Source organism: Tessaracoccus sp. OS52 (assembly GCF_020687685.1).
Classification (GTDB): Bacteria; Actinomycetota; Actinomycetes; order Propionibacteriales; family Propionibacteriaceae; genus Arachnia.
The window spans coordinates 1-20,085 of record NZ_JAJEWM010000001.1 but is presented as its reverse complement, the minus strand read 5'-3'; the positions used below and the strand labels follow the sequence as shown (position 1 = coordinate 20,085).

At 65.1% G+C, this 20,085-nt stretch carries 17 protein-coding genes; 10 read left to right on the top strand and 7 right to left on the bottom strand.

All coding sequences use genetic code 11. From position 1 onward, the window contains the following. The first annotated feature begins 12 nt into the window (after positions 1-12). The 3 genes from LKO27_RS00085 to LKO27_RS00075 are packed head-to-tail and all read left to right on the top strand — an operon-like array spanning position 13 to position 2,701. The gene (locus tag LKO27_RS00085; RefSeq protein WP_227734873.1) at positions 13-177 is read left to right on the top strand and encodes a hypothetical protein; all 165 of its coding nucleotides are present in this window, start codon (positions 13-15) and stop codon (positions 175-177) included. Continuing rightward, on the top strand, positions 174-2,231 hold the full coding sequence (locus LKO27_RS00080; protein WP_227734872.1) for an AAA family ATPase: 2,058 nt from the start codon (positions 174-176) through the stop codon (positions 2,229-2,231). The genes LKO27_RS00085 and LKO27_RS00080 overlap by 4 nt, the downstream gene beginning before the upstream one ends. Continuing rightward, a complete protein-coding gene (locus tag LKO27_RS00075) occupies positions 2,228-2,701 on the top strand; it encodes a hypothetical protein (protein ID WP_227734871.1) in 474 nt (157 codons plus the stop codon). The genes LKO27_RS00080 and LKO27_RS00075 overlap by 4 nt, the downstream gene beginning before the upstream one ends. A gap of 90 nt (positions 2,702-2,791) precedes the next feature. Here LKO27_RS00075 and LKO27_RS00070 read toward each other — a convergent pair whose 3' ends face one another. From LKO27_RS00070 to dndB, 5 genes are read right to left on the bottom strand one after another with little or no spacing between them, the layout of a single operon-like run. Then, complete coding sequence (locus tag LKO27_RS00070) at positions 2,792-4,240, bottom strand: DNA phosphorothioation-associated putative methyltransferase (protein WP_227734870.1); 1,449 nt, start codon at positions 4,238-4,240, stop codon at positions 2,792-2,794. Beyond that, a complete protein-coding gene (gene dndE, locus LKO27_RS00065) occupies positions 4,237-4,629 on the bottom strand; it encodes a DNA sulfur modification protein DndE (RefSeq protein WP_227734869.1) in 393 nt (130 codons plus the stop codon). Before dndE ends, LKO27_RS00070 begins: the two co-directional genes overlap by 4 nt. Beyond that, complete coding sequence (dndD, locus tag LKO27_RS00060) at positions 4,619-6,604, bottom strand: DNA sulfur modification protein DndD (protein ID WP_227734868.1); 1,986 nt, start codon at positions 6,602-6,604, stop codon at positions 4,619-4,621. Before dndD ends, dndE begins: the two co-directional genes overlap by 11 nt. Then, a complete protein-coding gene (dndC, locus tag LKO27_RS00055; protein WP_227734867.1) occupies positions 6,601-8,133 on the bottom strand; it encodes a DNA phosphorothioation system sulfurtransferase DndC in 1,533 nt (510 codons plus the stop codon). The genes dndD and dndC overlap by 4 nt, the downstream gene beginning before the upstream one ends. Then, complete coding sequence (dndB, locus tag LKO27_RS00050) at positions 8,130-9,290, bottom strand: DNA sulfur modification protein DndB (RefSeq protein ID WP_227734866.1); 1,161 nt, start codon at positions 9,288-9,290, stop codon at positions 8,130-8,132. The genes dndC and dndB overlap by 4 nt, the downstream gene beginning before the upstream one ends. 92 nt (positions 9,291-9,382) lie before the next feature. Between dndB and dndA the strand changes: the two genes are divergently transcribed. The 5 genes from dndA (at position 9,383) to LKO27_RS00030 (ending at position 15,638) form a co-directional block, all read left to right on the top strand. Then, complete coding sequence (dndA, locus tag LKO27_RS00045; protein ID WP_227734865.1) at positions 9,383-10,576, top strand: cysteine desulfurase DndA; 1,194 nt, start codon at positions 9,383-9,385, stop codon at positions 10,574-10,576. A gap of 24 nt (positions 10,577-10,600) precedes the next feature. Then, positions 10,601-11,023, top strand: a complete 423-nt coding sequence (locus LKO27_RS00040; RefSeq protein ID WP_227734864.1) for an Lsr2 family protein — start codon at positions 10,601-10,603, stop codon at positions 11,021-11,023. A gap of 80 nt (positions 11,024-11,103) precedes the next feature. Continuing rightward, positions 11,104-11,235: a hypothetical protein gene (locus tag LKO27_RS15065; RefSeq protein WP_255621645.1), complete on the top strand. Its 132-nt coding sequence runs from the start codon at positions 11,104-11,106 to the stop codon at positions 11,233-11,235. A 952-nt stretch (positions 11,236-12,187) separates the two neighbouring features. Next, the gene (locus LKO27_RS00035) at positions 12,188-13,114 is read left to right on the top strand and encodes a hypothetical protein (protein ID WP_227734863.1); all 927 of its coding nucleotides are present in this window, start codon (positions 12,188-12,190) and stop codon (positions 13,112-13,114) included. Further along, positions 13,068-15,638 carry a phosphodiester glycosidase family protein gene (locus tag LKO27_RS00030; RefSeq protein WP_227734862.1) on the top strand — a complete coding sequence of 857 codons (2,571 nt, stop codon included), beginning with the start codon at positions 13,068-13,070 and terminating at the stop codon, positions 15,636-15,638. The genes LKO27_RS00035 and LKO27_RS00030 overlap by 47 nt, the downstream gene beginning before the upstream one ends. Positions 15,639-15,711: 73 nt before the next feature. Here the strand turns inward: LKO27_RS00030 and LKO27_RS00025 are convergent, their stop codons facing one another. Next, complete coding sequence (locus tag LKO27_RS00025) at positions 15,712-16,557, bottom strand: inositol monophosphatase family protein (protein ID WP_227734861.1); 846 nt, start codon at positions 16,555-16,557, stop codon at positions 15,712-15,714. Between the two features lie 5 nt (positions 16,558-16,562). Beyond that, entirely contained in the window at positions 16,563-17,579 is a 1,017-nt protein-coding gene (locus tag LKO27_RS00020; RefSeq protein ID WP_227734860.1) for a LacI family DNA-binding transcriptional regulator, read from the bottom strand. Positions 17,580-17,745: 166 nt separating this feature from the next. On the opposite strand from LKO27_RS00020, the gene LKO27_RS00015 reads away from it, so the two are divergent. Together LKO27_RS00015 and LKO27_RS00005 are read left to right on the top strand one after the other, a co-directional pair. Continuing rightward, on the top strand, positions 17,746-19,026 hold the full coding sequence (locus LKO27_RS00015; RefSeq protein ID WP_304650881.1) for an ABC transporter substrate-binding protein: 1,281 nt from the start codon (positions 17,746-17,748) through the stop codon (positions 19,024-19,026). Continuing rightward, entirely contained in the window at positions 19,023-19,967 is a 945-nt protein-coding gene (locus tag LKO27_RS00005) for a carbohydrate ABC transporter permease (protein WP_227734859.1), read from the top strand. The genes LKO27_RS00015 and LKO27_RS00005 overlap by 4 nt, the downstream gene beginning before the upstream one ends. The last annotated feature ends 118 nt before the right edge of the window (positions 19,968-20,085 follow it).

The following is a 20,085-nucleotide window of genomic DNA, read 5'->3' as shown; positions in this document are numbered from 1 at the left end:
GGACGACATACAGTGAGTAACACCGATCGCACCGAGGAGCAGGCCGTGGAGGAGCTGACACCGGAAGAGCGCATGCTCCTGAAGCGGGTCCTCGAGATCGAGCGGGCAAAGCTTCACGTGAGCGCCTACGAGGCGACCGACGACCTGCTGGCGGCCGTGAAGGAGATAATGCCGTGAAGCTGCACTCCATCACCCTCACGAACTTCCGTCAGTTCAAAGGCGAGCAGCGCTTCGACCTCCGCTCGGACACGCTCAAGCCGGTGACGCTGCTCTTCGGGGCGAACGGCGCTGGTAAGACGACGTTCCTCAATGCATTTACGTGGGCGCTCTACGGGACCCTCTCAGTTGACGTGGAACAGCAGGTACGCCTGGTAACCGACAGTGTGTGGCGCAGAACCCCCACGGGCGGTTCTGCCGAGGTCAGCGTCGAGATCGACTTTGATCACGAGGGTGAAGACTATAGGGTTCTGCGACGCGCTTCTGTTCGAAAGGAAGGCGATCACCAAGGACTGGCCTCGCCCGAGGTACTGCTCTGGACGACCAAGCGCGATGGTTCATCGGAGACTGTTGGAGCCCCTCAGGAACGAATCCTCTCGATCCTTCCCAAGAGCATCAGCCGCTTCTTCTTCTTCAACGGCGAGCGCATCGAGAAGCTCGTGGAGAAGAGCTCCTACAGCGAGGTGCAGCAGGACATCAAGGTGTTGCTCGACCTGGAGCAGGTCGAGCGTGCGCTCGCGCATCTTCCGAAGGTCGACCGGAGGCTCAGCGCTGACATTCGCAGGCACGGCGGTGACAAGGCGAGCGAGATCCAAACTGCCATCGATGAGCTCCGTGAGCAAGAGGCGGCACTACAAGTCGACCAGAAGATTCTTGAGGGCGATCTCGCAACTCTGAGTGAGGAGCGAGACCATGTGACTGAGCTGCTCCGGCAGCATGATGCAGCTGCACCCATCCAGCATCAGCGCGACAACGTGACGAACCAGCTGTCGGAGACAAGGATGAGCCTCGACGCTGCGATCCGGGAAGGCGCCAACCTCATTGCGACCCGCGGCTTTCTGGCATTCACGGAGGACCTCGGAGAATCGACGAGTGCGATGGCAGAGTCCCTCTACCAGCGCGGTGCGCTGCCCGCACCCCTCAAGCGCGAGTTCGTCGACCAGCTTCTCGACGATGGCACCTGCATCTGCGGGACCGCCCTCGCTGAGCACAGCGAGCCCTGGAAGCACGTGACAGAGTGGCGTCAGCGCGCTGGACTCCAAGCTGTTGAGACGGCGTGGCAGAAGCTGAGCGCGCAGATCGAGTCCATGGCCGCTGCACGGACTGACCTGCACGATGGACTCGGGCAGATCATGAAGCGGATCGGCGACCTGCGCGACAGGATCGCCCAGCTTGAGGAGTCGAAGTCCGAACTGGACGGTAAGTTGCGTGACAGCCGGCTCGAAGACGTCCAGGCCCTGGAGTCCAAGCGAATCGACCTGGAACACCGACACGGCACTAAGCAGCGGCGCATCGGCGCCGTTGTGAGCGATCTTCAACGAGGTGCGAGAGACATCGAACAGAAGGTGAAGGAGCGCAAGAATGCGATAGTGACCGACGACTTGGCTGCGAAAGCGCGCGCTCGGTCCGACATGGTCCAGAACGTCAACGGGGCACTCGAGGAGATCCTCAAGATCCGCTCGGAACGCATGCGCCAGCGCCTCGACGCAGAGTTGAAGTCCGTCTACAAGAGCATCACCTACAAGAACTATGTCCCTGCCCTTAGCGAGTCCTTCGAACTCGCCCTGTACACCAATGTCGATGGCGTGCAATTGCCCGTAGGAAAGTCAACGGGTGAGAACCAGATCCTCAGTCTGAGCTTCGTCGCGGCGGTATCGAAGTTGGCACGCGAGATCCGCAAGGAGCGTCGTACAAAAGGAGAGGCCGCAGACGATGCAGGGACGTATCCGATCGTGATGGACGCCGCCTTCGGCTCGCTTGATGAGAACTATCAGGAGGCCGTCGCCCGGGCGCTCGCACAGATGGCACCCCAGCTGGTGGTCCTGGTCAGTAAGAGCCAAGGCTTGGGCAAGGTGGTCACGGAACTCAATCCGTATGTGAGTCACTTGGGCGTGGTCGAAGCCCACAGCAGCCTCGCGGGAGCTACCGACGAAGACATCGAGCTTCGCGGAAGTACTTACCCGTATATCCGCCACGCCGACACAGACTACGCACTCCTCAAGGAGATCAAGTGAACAATCCGCCTGCCGACGTCCGAGTGCGTCGCCCGCAGCAGCACGAGCGGCTGATGAAGGAACTACAAGATGAGGGCGGGTTCAGCACCTTCCGAGACATCCTGCTGCTGGCCGCCGCAGTCGGTTACCGGTTCAGTCGGCGGGTGACCTACACGGAGACCGCCGGCGATCCCATCCGCTACGAAACTCTCACTGGACCCGCGTTTAGCGAGGCTCTGATCAACATGATCGCCGCCAACGTCGTGAAGGACGACCCCGAGGTCATGGATAGCGTTCGAATCGAGGAGCGGGTGCGGATATTCGAGGAGTACGCGAATGGGGGCCTCGACTACATCCAGGAACAGGTCAATGTCCGCCACAAGCCGGCGGCATTAGTCGTGGGCGACCTCGTGTACGAGGCGCTCAGCGGCGGCGGCGGGGCAACTCCTGCATCAGTTGAGGAACTGCTCGGTGGCGTGACGTGGGGTTAAGTCAGCTGGGCACACCTCGGGAGCTGCCTCGTCGCAGGCAGTTAGAAGTCGGCTGCTGCAATCACGACCGCAGTTCGCCCCGCCGACGGATTACAGCTTTCTCAGTTGGTGTCCGCGCAGTGTGAAGCCGGCGTCAGCGAGCGTCGCCTGCCACCCGTTGAGCGTGCCGATTCGCTCTGGATGGGCGTACAGCCCCGCCCGCACTTCCGAGCGAGTCAGTCGCTCATTGAGGGCGCGGCTCGGATGATCTCTGCCGACGAACTCCTCCTTGCGATGCAGCAGGGGTGGGTTCTCCGAGCGGCTGTAGTCGCGCCATTCTATGGAGAGGGTGCGCAGGTTAACCGTGATGGCAGAGCGCAGCACCGGGTGGGGATCCCGGTCGAAGGTTGGGTACGTCAGGTACGACACCTGCGGATCCGTCACTGACAGCTTGATCATGTTGGCGCTCGGGATAGTGCCCACGAGTACTCGGGCGCACCCCTCGTAGACCTGGAGAACTGGCGCAAGGTCAGTCATCGCTGAGCGGTGCACATAGAGCGCGCTCGGCGTCTGCTTGCCGATCTTCGAAGTTCGGGCGCTCACGAAGAGCATCGCCTGATCGCCGCAAGCAAGCAGGAGCCGGTCTGCTTGGAGGCATGCCTGCCGGTACGTTCCGAACAGGGTACGAAGATCCGTCGCTAGCGTACGGTCGAGTTGCGATAACCGCGGGCGCCGACCGAACCGGGACAGTGCCACATAGGTCAAGAGCTCAGCCCGCCGCTCAATAGTGACTTGGTCCCAGTAGGCATCCTCCGTCACTCGACGGATGAGACGTTGTGCACGTCCGAGACTCCCGAGAGCTTCCTCGATCTGAGCCCTATGCCCTTCTGCAAGTTCACCTTCCTTCGGCGGGCGGGCATGGGCCTGCATGAATGCGAGAAGGGGCGCCAGCAGCTGCTCGTTCGACTCATACTGAACCTGCGGGTCGATGGTCACGCGCGGGCGGAAAGAGTAGACGCGCGAGGCGACGAAGCGCTGGGCCGCGGCCTCGTCCCGGAAGAGGTAGAACACGCCGGGGGCGGCTGCGTGTGGTTTGACTCCAAGGATCAGCTCGATCCAGCTCGAGAGCTCAGTGTGCTCGTAGAACTTCTGGAAGGTGCCTTTGCGCGTCAACAAGCCGTCGCCCATCGGACGTCCAGCGAGGTCTCTTGCGTCCCAAGTCATACGAGCGGAGACCACCAGCAGCTCCCGCGCCAGTGACCAGGCCGAGCGCAGAGTCTCGGCGCGCTCCTCCGGCTTCTCGATGACGTTCAGGACATAGCCGAGGTTGACGATCTCCGCGGGCTTGCGCTCGGTCTCAGGGCGGTGGGCGGGATCCCATCCCTCGCAGGCGTAGCCGAGCGATCGAAGATGGCGAAGGTCGTCTCCCCGGCCGCACCCGTAGTCGAAGATCGTTGCCCCGTTCGGCACCAGACCATCGGTTATGGCAACAGCAATCGGGCGGGAGAGTGCCGACCGGGTTAGTGCGGTCTTGTGACGAGCAACACCCTCTAGAGTCATGCCGCCGGTAGCTCGCTCAAGCCAACGCTTGCCAGACCGGCCACATCCTTCACCCTGGGGTCACCGACCAAGTACCCGATCCCCCGATGCAGGTGGAGACGGAACTGCTGTACCAGCGTCTCGTCGTCGAGTGGCAGGCCATCATTGTGGACACGGAGCCGCAAGAGTCCCCATAGGACATCCCCGAGATCCCCGCCGAACGTACGCCAGTTCATTTCGACGTTGCTGTCGAGCGTCAGCTTGATCGCGGTAGGTGGCGCGGGTTCGGCCAGTGAACGGCAGAACGCCCAACGGCATAGGACGTTCCAGTGCTGAACCCCGGTACGCCTCTTCAGAGTGATGAGCTGGTCGCGGGCCTGCTGGCTCAGTCGGATGTGTTCAATCGCCATGGTCACTCCAGAAATACCCATCTTTCACGTACGTTGCGTTGGACTCGGGGTCAAATACCAGGTGGTAGCTCCGACCGATCCGGGCCGAGATTCGCTTGAACGCATCCTCATCGATCTCGGTGTCTGTTGAGAGGAGCACAACCTGATGGCTGGCGTTCGGGAAGTACCGGTCGAGGAGGTGCTCGCGATGGGAACCATCGAGCCGTCCGAGTGGCGTGTCGATGACCACCGGCAGAGGCTGCCCCGCGGCGCGTGCGAGCCCCCATAGCATTGCCACCGCGAGGAGTTGCCTTTCCCCGGCGGACAGGTTGTTGGCGGGGAGCGCGTGACCATTGACTCCGGTGAGAGAAACAGTGTTCGTCTCTGGGTGGATCCTGACGTCGGTGATTAGGCGCTGCTTCCGCAACAGCATGCCCAGTGCTTCGAGGATGAGCTGCGATATCCGCTCCAATTGTCGTTTGGTCGCGGCCACGCGAAGACCCTCGAGGGTGGTGCGGACACGGTCCACGTGCTCTACGAGGCGACGGTCATCGTCAGCCGCCAAGTTTGCCAGTGCCGCCTTGTCCAATGCCGCATCATAGGCGGCTATCGCCTTCGCATGCTCGGCACGTGCGGATGAAAGTGTCTCTGTCGCCACCGCATTGATAGCTTGCGCCCGCAGTAGAGCATCTCGAGCATCCTCGCGAGCACGCTGCAGGGGCGCTAGCGCTTCTGGCTCCGGGATGGCAGCAAGCAGTCGCTCCGCCTGCTCGAGCTCACCCTTCAGAGCTGCCCGGCGTTCAACGGCTGCCTGAAGGCGCTTCCGCGTCTCAGCCAGTCCCAATCCGAGTATCCCCTCGAGTACCATGGGGTCAGAGAGGCCGATGATCTGCTCCGTCTGCGCGGACATGCGACGAGCTTGTCGGTCACCGTCGAGAAACGCTTGGATCGCCGCAATGGTGGGGGCCTTCACCTGGGCAGCGTGCAGCTTTTCCACCAAGACGTCGTCACGCGCTAAGAATGCTTCCACGAGCAGGGTGTCGCGCCTCGCCATACCCTCCAGGCGAATCTGCTCGCCAAGCTGCTCAAGCAGCGCACCCACCTGGAGGATCGGGGCCGATTCCGCGAGCTCGTTTCTAATGTTGTCTTCGCATCGTGCGAACTCCGAGCGCCACATGACCGCCTTGGCCTCGGCGCCCTCGCGCTGTTCGAGGAGGTCGCCGCCCGCTGCCCGGTAGGCCTCGGTCGCCTCATGGAAGAGTCTCTTGCATCGGTCAAGTTCGCTAGCGCGCGCGGCCGCCGCCGCGGTCGCCTCTTCCTCTGCTTGTCGGCGAGCCGTTACGACCTGCTTCTTTTCCTCGATGCTCTGTCGCAAGGTCAAGGGAACCTGCTCGCCGCGGTGGCGGCGCTTGAGCACCGTCAGATCCGTCGACAGGCGCTCCACAAGGTCCAGGCCAAGTAACGCCGCGAGGGCGGACCCGAGAACTTGACGAGAGCGCTCGAGATCCGCGAGTGCTTCGATCTGCTCACCATCGAAGAAGAAGAGCCCGGCTATGCCCCGCGGCAGGAACGTCTCGACGTGCTCATTCCAAGTCGACGTGAGCGACTGATTGTGCCGGCCATCAACTGACACGAGCAGCAGTTCCCGAATCGATGCCCCGGTGCCCTTCCAACTGCGGCGAATCCAGTACAGGTGCTCGCGGCCCTCCTGGTGAGCCGTGAACGTGAGTTCGATAGCCGCGCCCTCGCTTGCCGAGACTCCGCGGTGGATCAGACCACGCAGATAATCTTCATGCCTGCCGGTTCGGCGACCAGAATGGTGAGAGAGCGAGCCATAGAGAGCAAGCTGGATTGATTCGAGGATGGTCGTCTTGCCGGCGCCGTTGAGTCCCCCGATGAGGATGATCGGTCGCTGGCTCGACGGTGGGGTCAGGTCAATGGTGTGGCGCCCCGAGAAGGTGCCCACGTTGTGAAGGACGAGTTCGTTCAGGATCACGACGAGCGCTCCGTGACTGCGCGTACGTACCCGTCGGCCACATCGAGCGGGTCAGGTTCACCGTCAGGCCCTTGCGGGACCCGCTCGAGCGCCGCCTTGCGTTGCTGGGCTCGCTCGGTGGCATCCTCCACATCATCGTAGAAGCCACGACGCATGGCCTTCTCGAGGGAGTCGAACAGTCCAGCTCGTCGTACCTGAGCCCGATGGCGCTGCTCGATGTCTAGGAGCTCCCGCACCAACTCAAAGTGCAGTCGGTCATCGCCTGCCACCTCCTGCAATGACTTGATCATGTCGGCACCAAGCGGAAGGTGCTCGTCTAGGGGCCCACCCGGGTAAGACTCTCCCATGGCTGCCTCGTAGATGCGCGGGAGAGAGTCTTCAAACTCATGCTTGTCTACGACCCAGATTCGACGAATCTCTTCGAGCTCCGCGAGCGTTACGAGCTCCAGCGACGACACGTACTCGGGACCGTTCTCTCGGATCCACGTTTGCGCTGCCAACAATCGTTTGAGCCAGTCCTCACGTGCGGACTGCTTGTACGGTCCGTGGATAGGCCGGTCGTGAAACAGCTGTACCGAGCCATTCATGCGCCGGAAGTCACGGAGATGCCGGTCATCGGAAACGTCCAATGCGTTGCGCAGTTCCAGGAGAGGAAGCATCCACTCCTTCTCCTCGTCGTTCTGTATCATCGCCGACATCGACTTGTCCTTCTCGACGAGGGTGCACGTCCAGCACCCGAATCGACTGTCACCACAGCTCGGCGTGCTGGAATCCACGACTAGCGGGCATTCCCCGTCGGCTGATGCACCTTGGTACATGGTGAGCAGCTCTTTATTGGAGTAACCCCAAGGGTTTGGCGACTGCATGAGGAAGGTCCACACGTCATCGTTCGACCAGTTCTCCACCGGCGAGTAGACGAGCGCGTTGGGCAGCGAGTCGTTGGGACTGAGCAGGTCACGCACACGGCGGGACTCCAGCGCCGCCATGCGCGCGTGGCGACCAGAGCTCTCCGCCTTGCGCGTGCCAAGCACCAGGATGGCTTCGCCGTGCGAGCGAACCATCTCGCGGATGAATGAGTTTGAGGGCTTGATCTTCAAGCGCTCGGTGCACCACCGAAACTTCGGTCGTGGCGCAGGGTACCCCCGACCGATCAGGTTGACCCAGAATGTGTCGGTGACCGCTGGCGTCAACCGATGCGGCGTCAGCGGCAACCCTTGGGACTCCGCCGCTGCCCCCAGGACGTCCAGGGAGTGCGTCACCCAAGCCGCAACGACCGGGTTCTCAACAAGGGTGTCGGTGCTGATGACATGGACCGGCTTGGTGCGCTGGCCAAGCTCGAGTCCGGCCAGCGCCATCCACACCAACTGCAGCGTCGCGGTCGAGTCCTTGCCACCCGAGTAACCTACGACCCATGGCACTGGATCCGCGAGGTACAGGTCTTGGGTCTGTGCGACGAGCGCGTCGACAGTGCCGGCGAACCCTAGGTCGTCGAACGCTGAGCGGGGACGGATGGGCAGGTTGATCGTCACTTAATCTCTCCTCGGGCAAACGCATGGTCTGCCCTCTGTTCTTCGGGGGGTAGTGGTAAGCCGAGGACCCCTCGGATGTACGCGGTCGTAAGCAGTACGTTTGAGGCGCCCTTGCTCACCTTGCCGCCAATGGTGGCTCGGCCTTCCCAGACGGCGGAATTGCTGCGGTGCCAGTCGATGTCAGAAAGCTTCCTGAGGGCCCGCTCCCACCACGCCGGCGACCGACTCGATCGCAGTAGTGCGTTCCCGACCTTGCCGAGGGCGTGAAGGACGATTCCGTGGCTGTGGATGAAGTCCTTGCGAACCTCGCCAGCGCTGACCTTGCCCTCGTGGACCTGACCCCAGCTGGGGAACTGCTTGGCAACCCGCTCCCAGTAAGAGGTCGCTAGATCGATGCTCTCACCCAGGCCATCCACCTTGACGTCGTCGAGAAGTGCACGATCGGCCGTGTAGAACGCGGACAGCGTGAAGAGCTTCCGGGACCGAGCGGCAAGGTTGCTGGTCTCCATCTCTGTGAGGTCTCGGTAGAAGGCGGACCGCAACACAGCTTGCTTGGCGATCTCAGACATCGGGTCTCGGTGGTCGTAGAGCACGCCGATGGACCTTGATGGCCGGATGGCATGCCTGTTGAGGTCGGCGAACATCTGCTGCGACCGGCTTAGACCGACATCGATAAAGAGAACGATCGCGATGGTCTCGTCGCCCAGATCTGGATTGTCCTCTAGCGCGCGGGCGATCGCCGCGCGCCTGTGCTGGCCATCATTGATCACGAAGCGAGCATCCATCGGAACCGTCAGCTTGCCAACGCGGTCCGCCGCGCCGCCCTCGCTGACGAAGGGCTCGAACCGCACCTCCGCATTCGCGCTGGCAGTCAGGGCCGAGAAGATGTAGCTCTCCGGATTCTCGACGATGTACCTAGCCATCTCTGGGACACGCGCCTTGTTAAGGGTGCGCTGTGCCCGCATCTCCGGGGGAAGCTCCTCGGAGTCGAAAAGGAACAGCTTCGGGATGAGCCGCAGAGGCCACATGGTTACGTAGTACGGGCGCCCGGCCTGCACGCCGCGGATGGCAGGGAAGACATACTCATACTCGCCTGGTCTCGAAACGGCTGCAGAGTCGTCGCTAGCTGCCACTGTCACCACCCTCCTCCTCACCACGCCACCCACCATAGCTGGTGTTCGGATCAAGATCCGAACAACGCGCCAAGTAGATCCGTACCGTCTCGGTTCGGACGCCTATGATTACGAACATGACTGTACCTAGCACCTCCGACAGGAGCGCCAACACACCTCCGTTGGCACAGGCGCGTCCCGTCTACCTCGACTTCAACGCGACGGCGCCGGTCGATCCACGGGTCGCAGACGAGGTGTTGCGGTTCATGACCTTGGAGTTCGGCAACGCGGGGAGCCGGACGCACAGTTACGGCCAGGTTGCAAAGGAACGTGTGAATCGGGCTCGGCACGAGGTTGCCGCCGTTGTGGCTGCTAAGCCTGACGAGGTGATCTTCACCAGCGGCGCGACCGAGAGCGACAATTTGGCGATCCTTGGCTTGGCTTCGCATGGCGAGGCGACGGGCAAGAAGCACATCATCTCCACCGCGATCGAGCACAAGGCTGTGCTTGAACCCTTGGAGTTCCTGGCGATGCGAGGCTTCGAGATCGAGCTCCTGCCGCCGACCCGCGGAGGATGGATCGCGCCGGAAGCGGTCGAGTCGAGGCTGCGTCCCGACACGTTGCTCGTGTCCGTCATGGCAGTGAACAACGAGACCGGCGTGATCCAGCCAATAGACAGGATCTCCAGCGTGCTCGGCCAGCACGACGCTTACTTCCACGTCGACGCCGCCCAGGCCTTCGGCAAAGTCATCGCTCCCCTGCAGGATCTGCGTATCGACCTCCTGGCTATCTCAGGCCACAAAGTCGGGGGGCCGAAGGGCGTGGGCGCCCTCATCGCCAGGCGTCGTGGGTACAGACGCCCACCGCTTACGCCGCTCATGTTCGGCGGAGGCCAGGAGCGAGGACTGCGTCCCGGAACCCATCCGGTTCCACTGATCGCCGGGCTCGGACTGGCATCAGCGATTGCGCTCACGGAGGCGGAGAAGAACGCCGAGCAGGCGCTCGCGATCAAGGAGCGATTGCTCACCGCTTTCCGGTCCCTCGGCGCGGAGCCCAATGGCGACCTCGATCGCACGATCCCCACGACCCTCAACGTCTCGATTCCCGGCCTTGATTCAGAAGCAGCGATCGTGGCGCTCAAGGATGTTGTGGCTGTGTCTAACGGCTCCGCCTGCACTAGCCAGAGCTACGGCCCGAGTCACGTCCTGGTGGCGGCAGGGCTTCCACGTCAACGCATTGAGGGGGCCCTTCGGTTGTCTTGGGGCCCTATGGCTGGGAAAATTCCGATCGAGACCATCGTCGAGCGCTTGCAGCGGCTCGTTCAGCGTTGACGAGCGAAACTCGAAGCGAACCACATGGAAGGGGAAGTCAACATGGCGCGGCGAACAGTCATTGCCTATTACTCAGACCTGAGCGGGGTCGAGATCTCGGGTAGTACCGAGGTGAGCGTTCAATTCAGCCTGGACGGGACGGATTATGAGATAGATCTGGCACCCGACGAGCAGTCTGCACTGCGCGAAGCGCTCGCCCCGTTCGTCTCCTCCGCCCAGAAGGAGGTCGGCGCAGCACCTCAACGCCGTCGCGCTGCCGAAGGCAATCAAGCTGACAACGAGCCCTCATCCCGACTCCTGCGAGACTGGGCGAGGGAGAACGGCTTCGATGTCCCCTCGCGTGGTCGGGTTCCGGAGCTCGTTCGCGACGCATACAAGGCTGCGCTCTCGCATGGCGAGGTGAGAAGTATCAAGCGCCTCCTGGAGCCGGTCTCCAATCGCACCTGACGCGTCGAAAGCCGGGCGAACGAACAACCAGTCTGATCTCCACAGGCTGTGCTGGAAGCCGCGCGGCGACGTGGTGGGCGTTGCAGCAGTTGGTCCTCGACCACACCCGGATCAGCGCAGTCGCCGCCGTGTTGCAGACCGCGCGGGACACCGCCCACGACGCCGTGGCCGAGCTCGGCCAGCAGGTCTTGATCGACCACCCGCCTGGATAGCGTGCAGTGATCGCTGTCGATGAGCGCTGTTGGCGCCACACCCGCCATCGCGACAAGTTCGTCACCGTGGTCATCGACCTCACCCAGTCGGATACGGGACCGGCCTTTCCGCCTAATGGACATGGTCGAGTCCTCTCGAAGCAGGCGATCAAGACTTGGCTCGACGCCCAAAGTGGAGAGTTCAATGCGCGGGTGGAGACCGTCGCCACTAATGGGGTTCACAGGCATCAAGACCGCCACCACCGAGGCCGTCCCCGAAGCCACGGCGGTGATGGACCCCTGCCACGTCCTCGCCCTAGCCGGTGACAAGCCGAACCAGACCGACAACCCATCCATTGCTAACTCACCTGCGGCCGAGGTCGTCGCAACGATCCGCTCGGGTATCTGCCCTTGGATGGTCCGGACCTCCATCTGCTGCTCGCCCAAGGTTACTCGAGCGACGTCTCGCCGCCGGATGTTGCACAGCAATCGCCTCCCTCTCACAACCGATCGGAGCCCGACGGCGACAGCGTCTGCGATCGCCGCCACGCCGATCCTCGTCTTGCCGGCGCCAGTGACCACCTGGATGCCCCCTCCGTGCAGCACGTTGCCATGTCCGAGCGCCTCCCGCTGCTACTCGTAGAGATCGACTCCGAGCGAGGGGCTCTCGCGCCTTTCCTCGAAGGACACGCCCGTGTGCATCACCGCTGGCCCCCTTGCGAAGCCTTGACGAGTTGACATTTCGGAACCTATCGGGCCCTACTGACATTCGGTGAGCGGATCCAGCGCTCCAAACCCCACCGCCCTCCGCGTCACCAAGAGTTCATCCCCCGTATACGTCGCGTTATGGCAGTCGTCGCGTTACCGACCCCGGGCGAGGGTTGACTGCCAACATGCGCACATAGAAAACCGATTCACAAGGACAAAGAGTCCCCGGCGCCGCGCTGGCGCCGCGGTGCTCATCGTGGGGGCCATGCTTGCCGGCGGGCTGGTCACCCCGACGGGTGCAGTCGAACCGACGCCACAGACCACCTGGATGCCGCAGCAGCTGGACGCCTGGGCGACGATCACTGACCGCACCACCACCAAGCCCGTTCCCGTCACCAACGGGGTCTCGGCGTTCAGCGAGACCATCGACTCCGTCGAGGGGCGCGTGCCGATCCACGTCGTCACCGCCGACATGGGCGACCCCAACGTGCGCGTCCGCACCGTCGTCTCCAACGATTCCGTCATCGACCCGGGCAACGAGACCCTCACCTCGATGGCCCACCGCACCGGCGCCGTCGCGGGCATCAACGGCGGCTACTTCCACATGCACGCCTCCGGGCAGGCCATCGACGGCGAGATCGTCGACGGCGAGATCTGGAAGAGCCCGACGGCCAACCTCGAGGCCACCATCGCCATCCTCGACGACGGCTCGGTGGCCTACGGCCCCCAGAAGTTCACCGGCTCGGTCGCCGCCGGCGCCGCCACGCGCCCGCTGACCTCCATCAACACCCTCGCCGACGCCAAGGCCGACGGCATCACGATGATCACCCCGCGCCTCGGTGCGGTGGCCACGACCTGGTTCGGCGGCCAGCACGTCGTCGCGCTCGGCACCTCCGACGACGGCGGCAAGACCATCCAGGTCACCGGCGTCTCCACCGAGACCTCGCTCACCGACGACCACTACGGCCTCGTCGGCGGCACCCCCGACAGCGCCAGTGGCCGCTGGATCCTGGACAACGTCGCCGTCGGCACCACGCTGACCACGACGCACCAGATCAGCCCCAACAACAACATCGAGCAGCTCATCCAGGGCTCGGGCCTCATGCTCAAGAACGGCGAGGTCCACGACGACCCCAACCGAGAAGATGCCCTCGGGCCTCCACCCGGAGACCGCCGTCGGCAGCACCGCTGACGGTCGCCTCGTCATGGTGGTCATGGACGGCCAGCGCAACGCCGACACCGCGCTCGGCGTCAACTGGGTACACGTCGCCTCCTACCTGAAGTCCCTGGGCGTGACCGACGCCATCCTCGTCGACGGCGGCGGCTCCACCGAGATGGTGGTCCGGCAGCCCGGCGACACCCAGGCCTCGATCGTCAACAGCCCCTCCGACCTGGCCGAGCGCCCTGTCACCAACGGCCTGTTCGTCTACTCGACGGCGGAAGCCCCCTCAGCGGCCACCAACGTGGTCATCAACGACGGCGCCAAGCTCTCGACCGCCGTCGGCGCGGCCTCCAAGGTCCCGGCCTACGCCACCGACGCGGCCGGCAACCCCAGCGCCGACCCCGTCCAGGTGAGCGTCAACCCCAGCCGCCTGGGCACCTGGGACAACGGCGTCTTCACGCCGAAGAACAAGGGTGCGGGCACGCTGATCGCGCGCGCGGGCTCCGCGCAGACCGTCATCTCCGTCAAGGTCGCAGAGCAGTTCAGCGACCTCACCATCAGCCCCGACAAGCTCGGCGTCAAGAACGGCGAGTCGCAGGAGTTCGTCGTGCAGGGCTCCAACGGCGACGAGGCGCCCGTGACGGTCGAGCCGTCGGCGGTCGCCTGGGGACTCGACAACACCGACCTCGGCAACCTAGACGCCTCCACGGGCGTGTTCAAGGCCGCGGCATCGGGCAACGGCGGCGTCCAGCTGAGCGCCACCGTCGGCGGCGTGGGCGCGACGGCCGACGTCCGCGTCGGCGTCGTCCTGAAGTCGCTCGTGGTGGCAGACAGCCCGGCTGACTGGGAGATGACCGTCACCGGCCCGGGCGCGACCACCGTCCAGCAGGGCCACCCCGGTGAGACCACCGACGTCCCGGCGGACTCCACGCAGGAAAAGGCGCTGAAGGTGGACTTCTCCTTCGCCAACACCACCGAGCAGAACCGGATCCGCCTGAGCCCGAACAACGGGGCCGGCGTCCTGGCCGACAAGAACGAACTGGGCCAGGTGCCCGAGAACCTGTTCTTCAAGTTCAAGATCGACAGCCCTGCCCCGCCGCAGTCGTGGATCGTGTTCAACGTCCGCGACGCCGCCGGCCACTACATGGGCCTGTGGACCGCACTCGACCCGAAGCAGCACTACGGCAAGTGGGTGGAGCTGAGCAAGAGCATCAAGCGCGGCGTGTTCACCGACTACCCGCTGACCATCCAGGACATCAGCTTCGTCGGGCAGTACGCCACCAACGCCTCCACCGGCACGTTCTCGCTGGCCGAGCTGCGCGTCGACTACCCCGCCGGCACCCCCGCCGACGAAACCCCCTACGAGGCGATCAGCTCCAACAACCCCGAATGGCTGATCCACGAACAGGACTCCGCCAACTTCAAGCCCGGCGGTGAGACCTTCATCATGGGCTCCGACGCCCACCTGCGCGCCAACATCCCCGACTCCACCAGCGCGGTGACCGTCGAGAACATGACCAGGCGAATCAAGGGCGAGTCCTACACCACCACCGAGGGACAGACCGTGGCACCGCTCCCGGAGGTGGCGCGCCCGGAGGTGACGGTGAGCCTCGGCGACACCTCCGACACCGGCATCCTCACCGACCTCGCCTACGGCAAGGCCATGTGGGAGGGCTTCGGCGCCCCGCTGTACAACGTCGTGGGCAACCACGAGATCAGCAACGGGCCCGAGCCGGCCGACGGCAACTTCTACTCCGTCTTCCAGCAGGACACCCACTTCTCGTTCACGCGACCGGGCGTGACGTTCATCGGGGTGGACAACTCCACCGGCTCCATCCAGGGATCCGACTCCCAGCAGGTGCCCGCGGAGGAGCAGTTCCCGTGGTTCGTCGAGCAGCTCGACGCGGCGGAGACACCCGTGGTGTTCGTCGGCATCCACATGCCCATCCACGACCCCTCGCCGAGCAAGACCAGCCAGGCGTCGAACCGCTGGGAGGCCGAGCAGTTCCTGGAGATCATCCAGAACTACCGTGAAGCCAATCCCGACAAGCGCGTCGTGGTCCTGCACGGCCACTCCCGCGGGTTCGCCAACCTGGTGCTCGACCCGCAGGGCAAGCCCACCGACGCGGGGATCCCGCAGCTGACCATCGCCGACGTCGGCACCCCGCCGTACTACGCGGCCGACCAGGGTGGCTTCTTCCACTTCGGCCTGCTCCACGTCAACCCCGACGGCACGGTGCAGTTCGCTGTCGAGCCGCTGCTCAAGTCGGTGGCCATCGACCAGGGCGCCGACGACGCGCTGGCCGTGGGCGAGACCAAGCAGTACACGGCCACGGCCGTGAACACCAACGGCGCGAACATCGCCAACCCGCCGGTCATCCCGGTGGCGACCCCGATGTCGCACGTGTGGACCAGCTCGAACACCGCCGTGGCCACCGTCGACGCCGTGACCGGCGAGGTCACCGCGACCGGCGCCGGATCCACCACGATCTCGGTGCGCACCGGCGGCATCACTGCCAGCCTGGCGCTCACCGTCGGCGCTGGCACCAACTAGCAAACCCCGGGTCCTGATGGGACCCACGAGCGAGGGCCGGCCCGCGTGGGCCGGCCCTCTTGCGTTGCGTCAATCAGTCGGCGGGCAGGTGCCGGCTGGTGAGCTGGGCCAGTTCCTCGCAGATCTCCGTCCGGCCCGCCACCGTCAACCGGCCGGAGGGGTGCTGGGTGCCGAGCCCGCGGACGCAGAGCCCCGACTCCGACGCCACCAGCCAACCAGCCGCGAAGTCCCACGGGTTCAGCCCGGTCTCGTAGTAGGCGTCGACCCGCCCGAGCGCGACGGCGCACAGGTCCAGCGACGCGCACCCAGAGCGTCGGATGTCGCGGACCCTCGGTAGGAGTTCCGCCACGGCACGGCCCTGCCACGCCCGCTGGGACGCGTCGTAACCGAACCCGGTGGCCACCAGCGAGTGCTCAAGCGCCAACGCGGGCCGGGGCTCCAGCCGGGTCCGGCCCCTGGGGGAGTCCAGCTGCGCTCCCCTGCCGAGCTGCGCGGAGAACATCTCGTCCAGCACCGGGTTGAAGACGGCGCCGGCCACCGGCCGCCAGCCACCCTCCACCCGCGGGTCACCGATCACGGCGGCAACGGAGACCGCGTAGCCGGGGACGTCGTAGAGGTAGTTGACGGTGGCGTCGATGGGGTCGATCACCCACGTCAGGCCGCTGGAGCCCGAGCGGTCCAGGCCTTCCTCCCCCAGCAGCCCGTCCTCGCACCGGGCGCCTGCGAGGATGTCCCTGGCCAGTGACTCACTCCTGCGGTCCATGACGGTCACCACGTCCACCGTCGAGGACTTGGTGCCGGCCACCTCCACCAGGCTGGGGCGTTCGTCGACGATCAGGCGGCCGCAGCTGTGCGCCACCCCGACCGCCACGTCGCCCAGTTCAGCGAGGAGCTCGGGGCCCGGGTACAACCATTCCATGTGCTTCATCCTTGCGTGGTGACGTGCAGGTTCGCCGTCCGGCCGGCGACGACCCTCCCGGAGACCTCCACCTGCAGGGGGCCGGTGGGTGCGGCGTCGGACATCAGCTCCAACAGCAGCCTCACGCTCTCCCGGGCCATCTCCTCGATCGGGAGACGGTAGCTGGCCAGGCCGAGGTACGGGTGCGCGTAGGCGCCGATGCCGTCGAAACCCACGACGCCGACCTGGCTGGGCACGGACAGGCCGCGCTCTTCGAGGCGGACGAGGAGCGTGAGCGCCAGCGGGTCCGACGCGCACAGCACCAGCGACGCCCCGGCGTCGACCACCGCGTCCAGCTCACGGGACGTCGGTGGAGAGCTCACCGTCTGTCGGCTGACCCGCAGCCCGAGCGACTCCGCGTACTCCGTCGTCGCGATGTTGCGCTCGTACTGCGTGGGTGAGGAGACCTGCTCGTGGTGAAGCAGCCCGATGTGGGAGTGCCCGCCCGCGGCCGCGGCGTCGACGAGCTCCCGGGACGCCGCCCGCGCCAGCGCCACGGAGGCCACGGAGTTGTCGTCGAGGTGTCCGCGCCCCACGACGACGGTGGGGATCTGCTTGCTGACCGCGGCGATCCGCTCGGGAGCGACGACGGAACTGGAAACTATCAGGCCGTCGAGCTGCAGCTGTATGAGGTGGCGCAGCGCGGAGTCGAACCCGCCGTCGCCCGGGCCGTGGCTCACCGAGATCACGCGGTAGCTCGCCGAATCGGCCCGGGTGTGGATCTCCCGGGCGAGTTCGGCGTAGTAGGCGGAGCTGGGGTCCCGAAGCACCAGACCGAGCGTGGCGGTGCGGGCACCGACGAGCGCCTGGGCCGACGGGTTGGGCTGGTAGTGCATGCTCTTGGCCACCTCGCGGATGGTCTCGGCCGTCTCGGCCCTGACCCCCGGCTGCCCGAGCAGGGCCCTAGACACCACGGACTTGGAGAAGCCGCTCCTCCTGGCCACGTCCATGAGGGTGGCCGGGCGAACCCTTTCCTGCTCCATCAGACGTCCTCTCGTTAATCAGCTGTTCATCTTCACGTCGTCGGCTGGTCACATCTCGTGGTTACAGTCCGTCGGGAACGTTCCCAACGCTACCGTACGTCGCACTAAGGGAACGTTCCCGAACGCCAGATCCGACGCCCCGCGTGTCCGTCCCCAAGGAGTACCCATGCCAGTTGTCTCACGTCGCCGCCTCTTCTCGCTCGCAGCCGCAGCCGGAGCGGCCAGCGCCCTTGCCGCCTGCTCACCCGAAGCCTCCAAAGCCCCCGACGCTGCCAGCGCCGCCCTCATCGTGCAGATTTGGGACGCCGTGCAGAAGGGCGGCGTGCAGGCGGCCATCGACGGGTTCGCGAAGAACTCCAGCTCCACGGTCCGGCTGGACGTCCTGCCCGAGGACCAGTACTACCAATCGCTCGACGCCTCCCTCGGCGCGGGCAAGGGCCCCGACGTCATGTGGCAGTCGTCGAAGGCCATCGAGTACGTCCAGGGCGGGGCCATCGAGCCGCTCGACGAGCGCATCGCCGAGGCCGGGATCGACCTGTCCCAGTACGCGCCCCAGATCACCTCCCTGTACAACTTCGACGGCAAGCAGTACGGCATCCCCAAGGACATGGACGCCTGGGTGATGGTCTACAACCCCGCCATCCTCGACAAGCACGGCGTCAGCGCGCCGTCGCCGGAGTGGACCTGGCAGGACATGCTGGCCATCGGCCAGGAGCTGCTCGACGCCTCCGGCAACCGGGGCAACATCATCGGCTACGACACCAACCTGGCCTTCGGCTGCAGCGACGCCGTCCACCACTCCGGCGGCCGCTTCGTCTCGGAGGACGGCACCAAGGCCGTCATCGACTCCGACGAGGCCGTGGACGGCTTCAACCGGATCCTCGAACTCATGGACCTCGGCCTCGCCCCCAACCCAGCCGAGCGCGCGGACTTCGACGCCCTGTCCGCCCTCACCTCCGGCAACCTGGCGATCGCCATGATCCCCAGCTGGCAGATCTCGGCGCTCGGCGAGGCCGTCACCGACGACCTGCCGCTGACCGCCGTCCGACTCCCCTCGTCCAACGGGAACTTCGCCTGCAACACCAACGGCCTCAGCTACATGCTCAACGCCAACTCCGCCGCCAAGGACCAGGCGTTCTCGCTCATGGCCTGGATGACCTCGCTCGACGGCGCCCGTCTGCACGCGGCAAACGGTGCCGGCCTGCCGGCCCTCCCCGCAGCCCAGGACGCCTGGTTCGAGGCCAACTCCGCCATCAAGGACATCGACGCCGTCCGCGTCGCCAGTGAGAACGTCTACCTGCGCCCGTCCACCGCCTTCCCGAAGGCCCGCCCGGGCCTGACCGAGGCCTCCACCAACGTCCTGCCGCAGCTGTGGGCGAAGGCGGTCACCGTTCCCGAGGCCCTCGCCCAGATGAACGACGTCATCCAGCGGTCGCTGGACTCATGACCCTAACCACAGCGACCTCCACCGGGGGCGACAGCATCCGCCGCCTCCGGTGGAGCCGGCAACGGCGACACACCGCCCTCGTCGGAGCCGCATTCCTGGCTCCGCTGCTGCTCGGGCTGCTGGTGTTCCGTGCGTTCGGCTTCGGCTACAACGTCTACCTGTCCTTCACCCGCACCGGGGCCTTCGGGCCCTCGCAGTGGGTGGGCCTGGAGAACTTCGAGCGCCTCGCCGGCGACGCACTGTTCCTCCAGGCCGTCGGCAACACGGTGAAGTTTGTGGCCCTGGGCGTGCCGGCCATCGTCGTCGTCTCGCTGTTCAGCGCCGTCCTGCTCCACCGAGTCTCCCGGGGCTCGACGCTCCTGCGCACGGTGCTGTTCCTGCCCGCGGTCACCATGCCGGTGTCCATCCTGCTCGTGTTCCAGTGGCTGTTCAACACCGACTACGGCCTCATCAACGCCGCGATCACCGGCGCCGGCGGGGATCGGGTGAACTGGTTCGGGACCGATTTCGGCGTGACGCTCGTGTTCGTCGTCGCGATGACCTACATGAGTTCGGCCATCCCCATGCTCATCGTCCTGTCCAACCTGCAGGCCATCCCGACGATGTACCGGGAGGCGGCGATGCTCGACGGCGCCACCCACCTGCGCCTGTTCCGCCACATCACGCTGCCGCTGCTGACGCCGTCGCTGTTCTACGTCACCACCACCAACATCATCTCGATGTTCCAGATGTTCAGCCTGCCCTACGTGCTGCTGCCCGAGGGCGCGCAGGGGCTGCGGTTCGGCCAGACGCTCGTGCACTACTACTTCAACGCCGCGTTCTCGTTCTCCGGCCAGCGCGGGTACGCCGCCGCCATCTCGATCGCGCTGCTGGGCCTGATCCTCGTGGTCACGCTCGTCAACTTCGGGCTGCAGAAGAAATGGGTGAACTATGACCACTAAGCCTCGATCCACCGATCGACTGTGTCCGGTGGGCGGCGTGGGAGAGTGAGAATGCCCTCCTGACCTGGGAAAATGCGACTTGTCTAAGGTCCGCATAACCCGCTCAAGAAGGGCATCT

Excerpts from the sequence above, each read along its gene's own strand:
- LKO27_RS00070 (WP_227734870.1), bottom strand. The coding sequence starts at position 4,240 with ATGACTCTAGAGGGTGTTGCTCGTCACAAGACCGCACTAACCCGGTCG.
- dndE (WP_227734869.1), bottom strand. The coding sequence starts at position 4,629 with ATGGCGATTGAACACATCCGACTGAGCCAGCAGGCCCGCGACCAGCTC.
- dndA (WP_227734865.1), top strand. The coding sequence starts at position 9,383 with ATGACTGTACCTAGCACCTCCGACAGGAGCGCCAACACACCTCCGTTG.
- LKO27_RS00040 (WP_227734864.1), top strand. The coding sequence starts at position 10,601 with ATGGAAGGGGAAGTCAACATGGCGCGGCGAACAGTCATTGCCTATTAC.
- LKO27_RS00035 (WP_227734863.1), top strand. The coding sequence starts at position 12,188 with ATGCTTGCCGGCGGGCTGGTCACCCCGACGGGTGCAGTCGAACCGACG.
- LKO27_RS00030 (WP_227734862.1), top strand. The coding sequence starts at position 13,068 with ATGCCCTCGGGCCTCCACCCGGAGACCGCCGTCGGCAGCACCGCTGAC.
- LKO27_RS00025 (WP_227734861.1), bottom strand. The coding sequence starts at position 16,557 with ATGGAATGGTTGTACCCGGGCCCCGAGCTCCTCGCTGAACTGGGCGAC.
- LKO27_RS00020 (WP_227734860.1), bottom strand. The coding sequence starts at position 17,579 with ATGGAGCAGGAAAGGGTTCGCCCGGCCACCCTCATGGACGTGGCCAGG.
- LKO27_RS00015 (WP_304650881.1), top strand. The coding sequence starts at position 17,746 with ATGCCAGTTGTCTCACGTCGCCGCCTCTTCTCGCTCGCAGCCGCAGCC.
- LKO27_RS00005 (WP_227734859.1), top strand. The coding sequence starts at position 19,023 with ATGACCCTAACCACAGCGACCTCCACCGGGGGCGACAGCATCCGCCGC.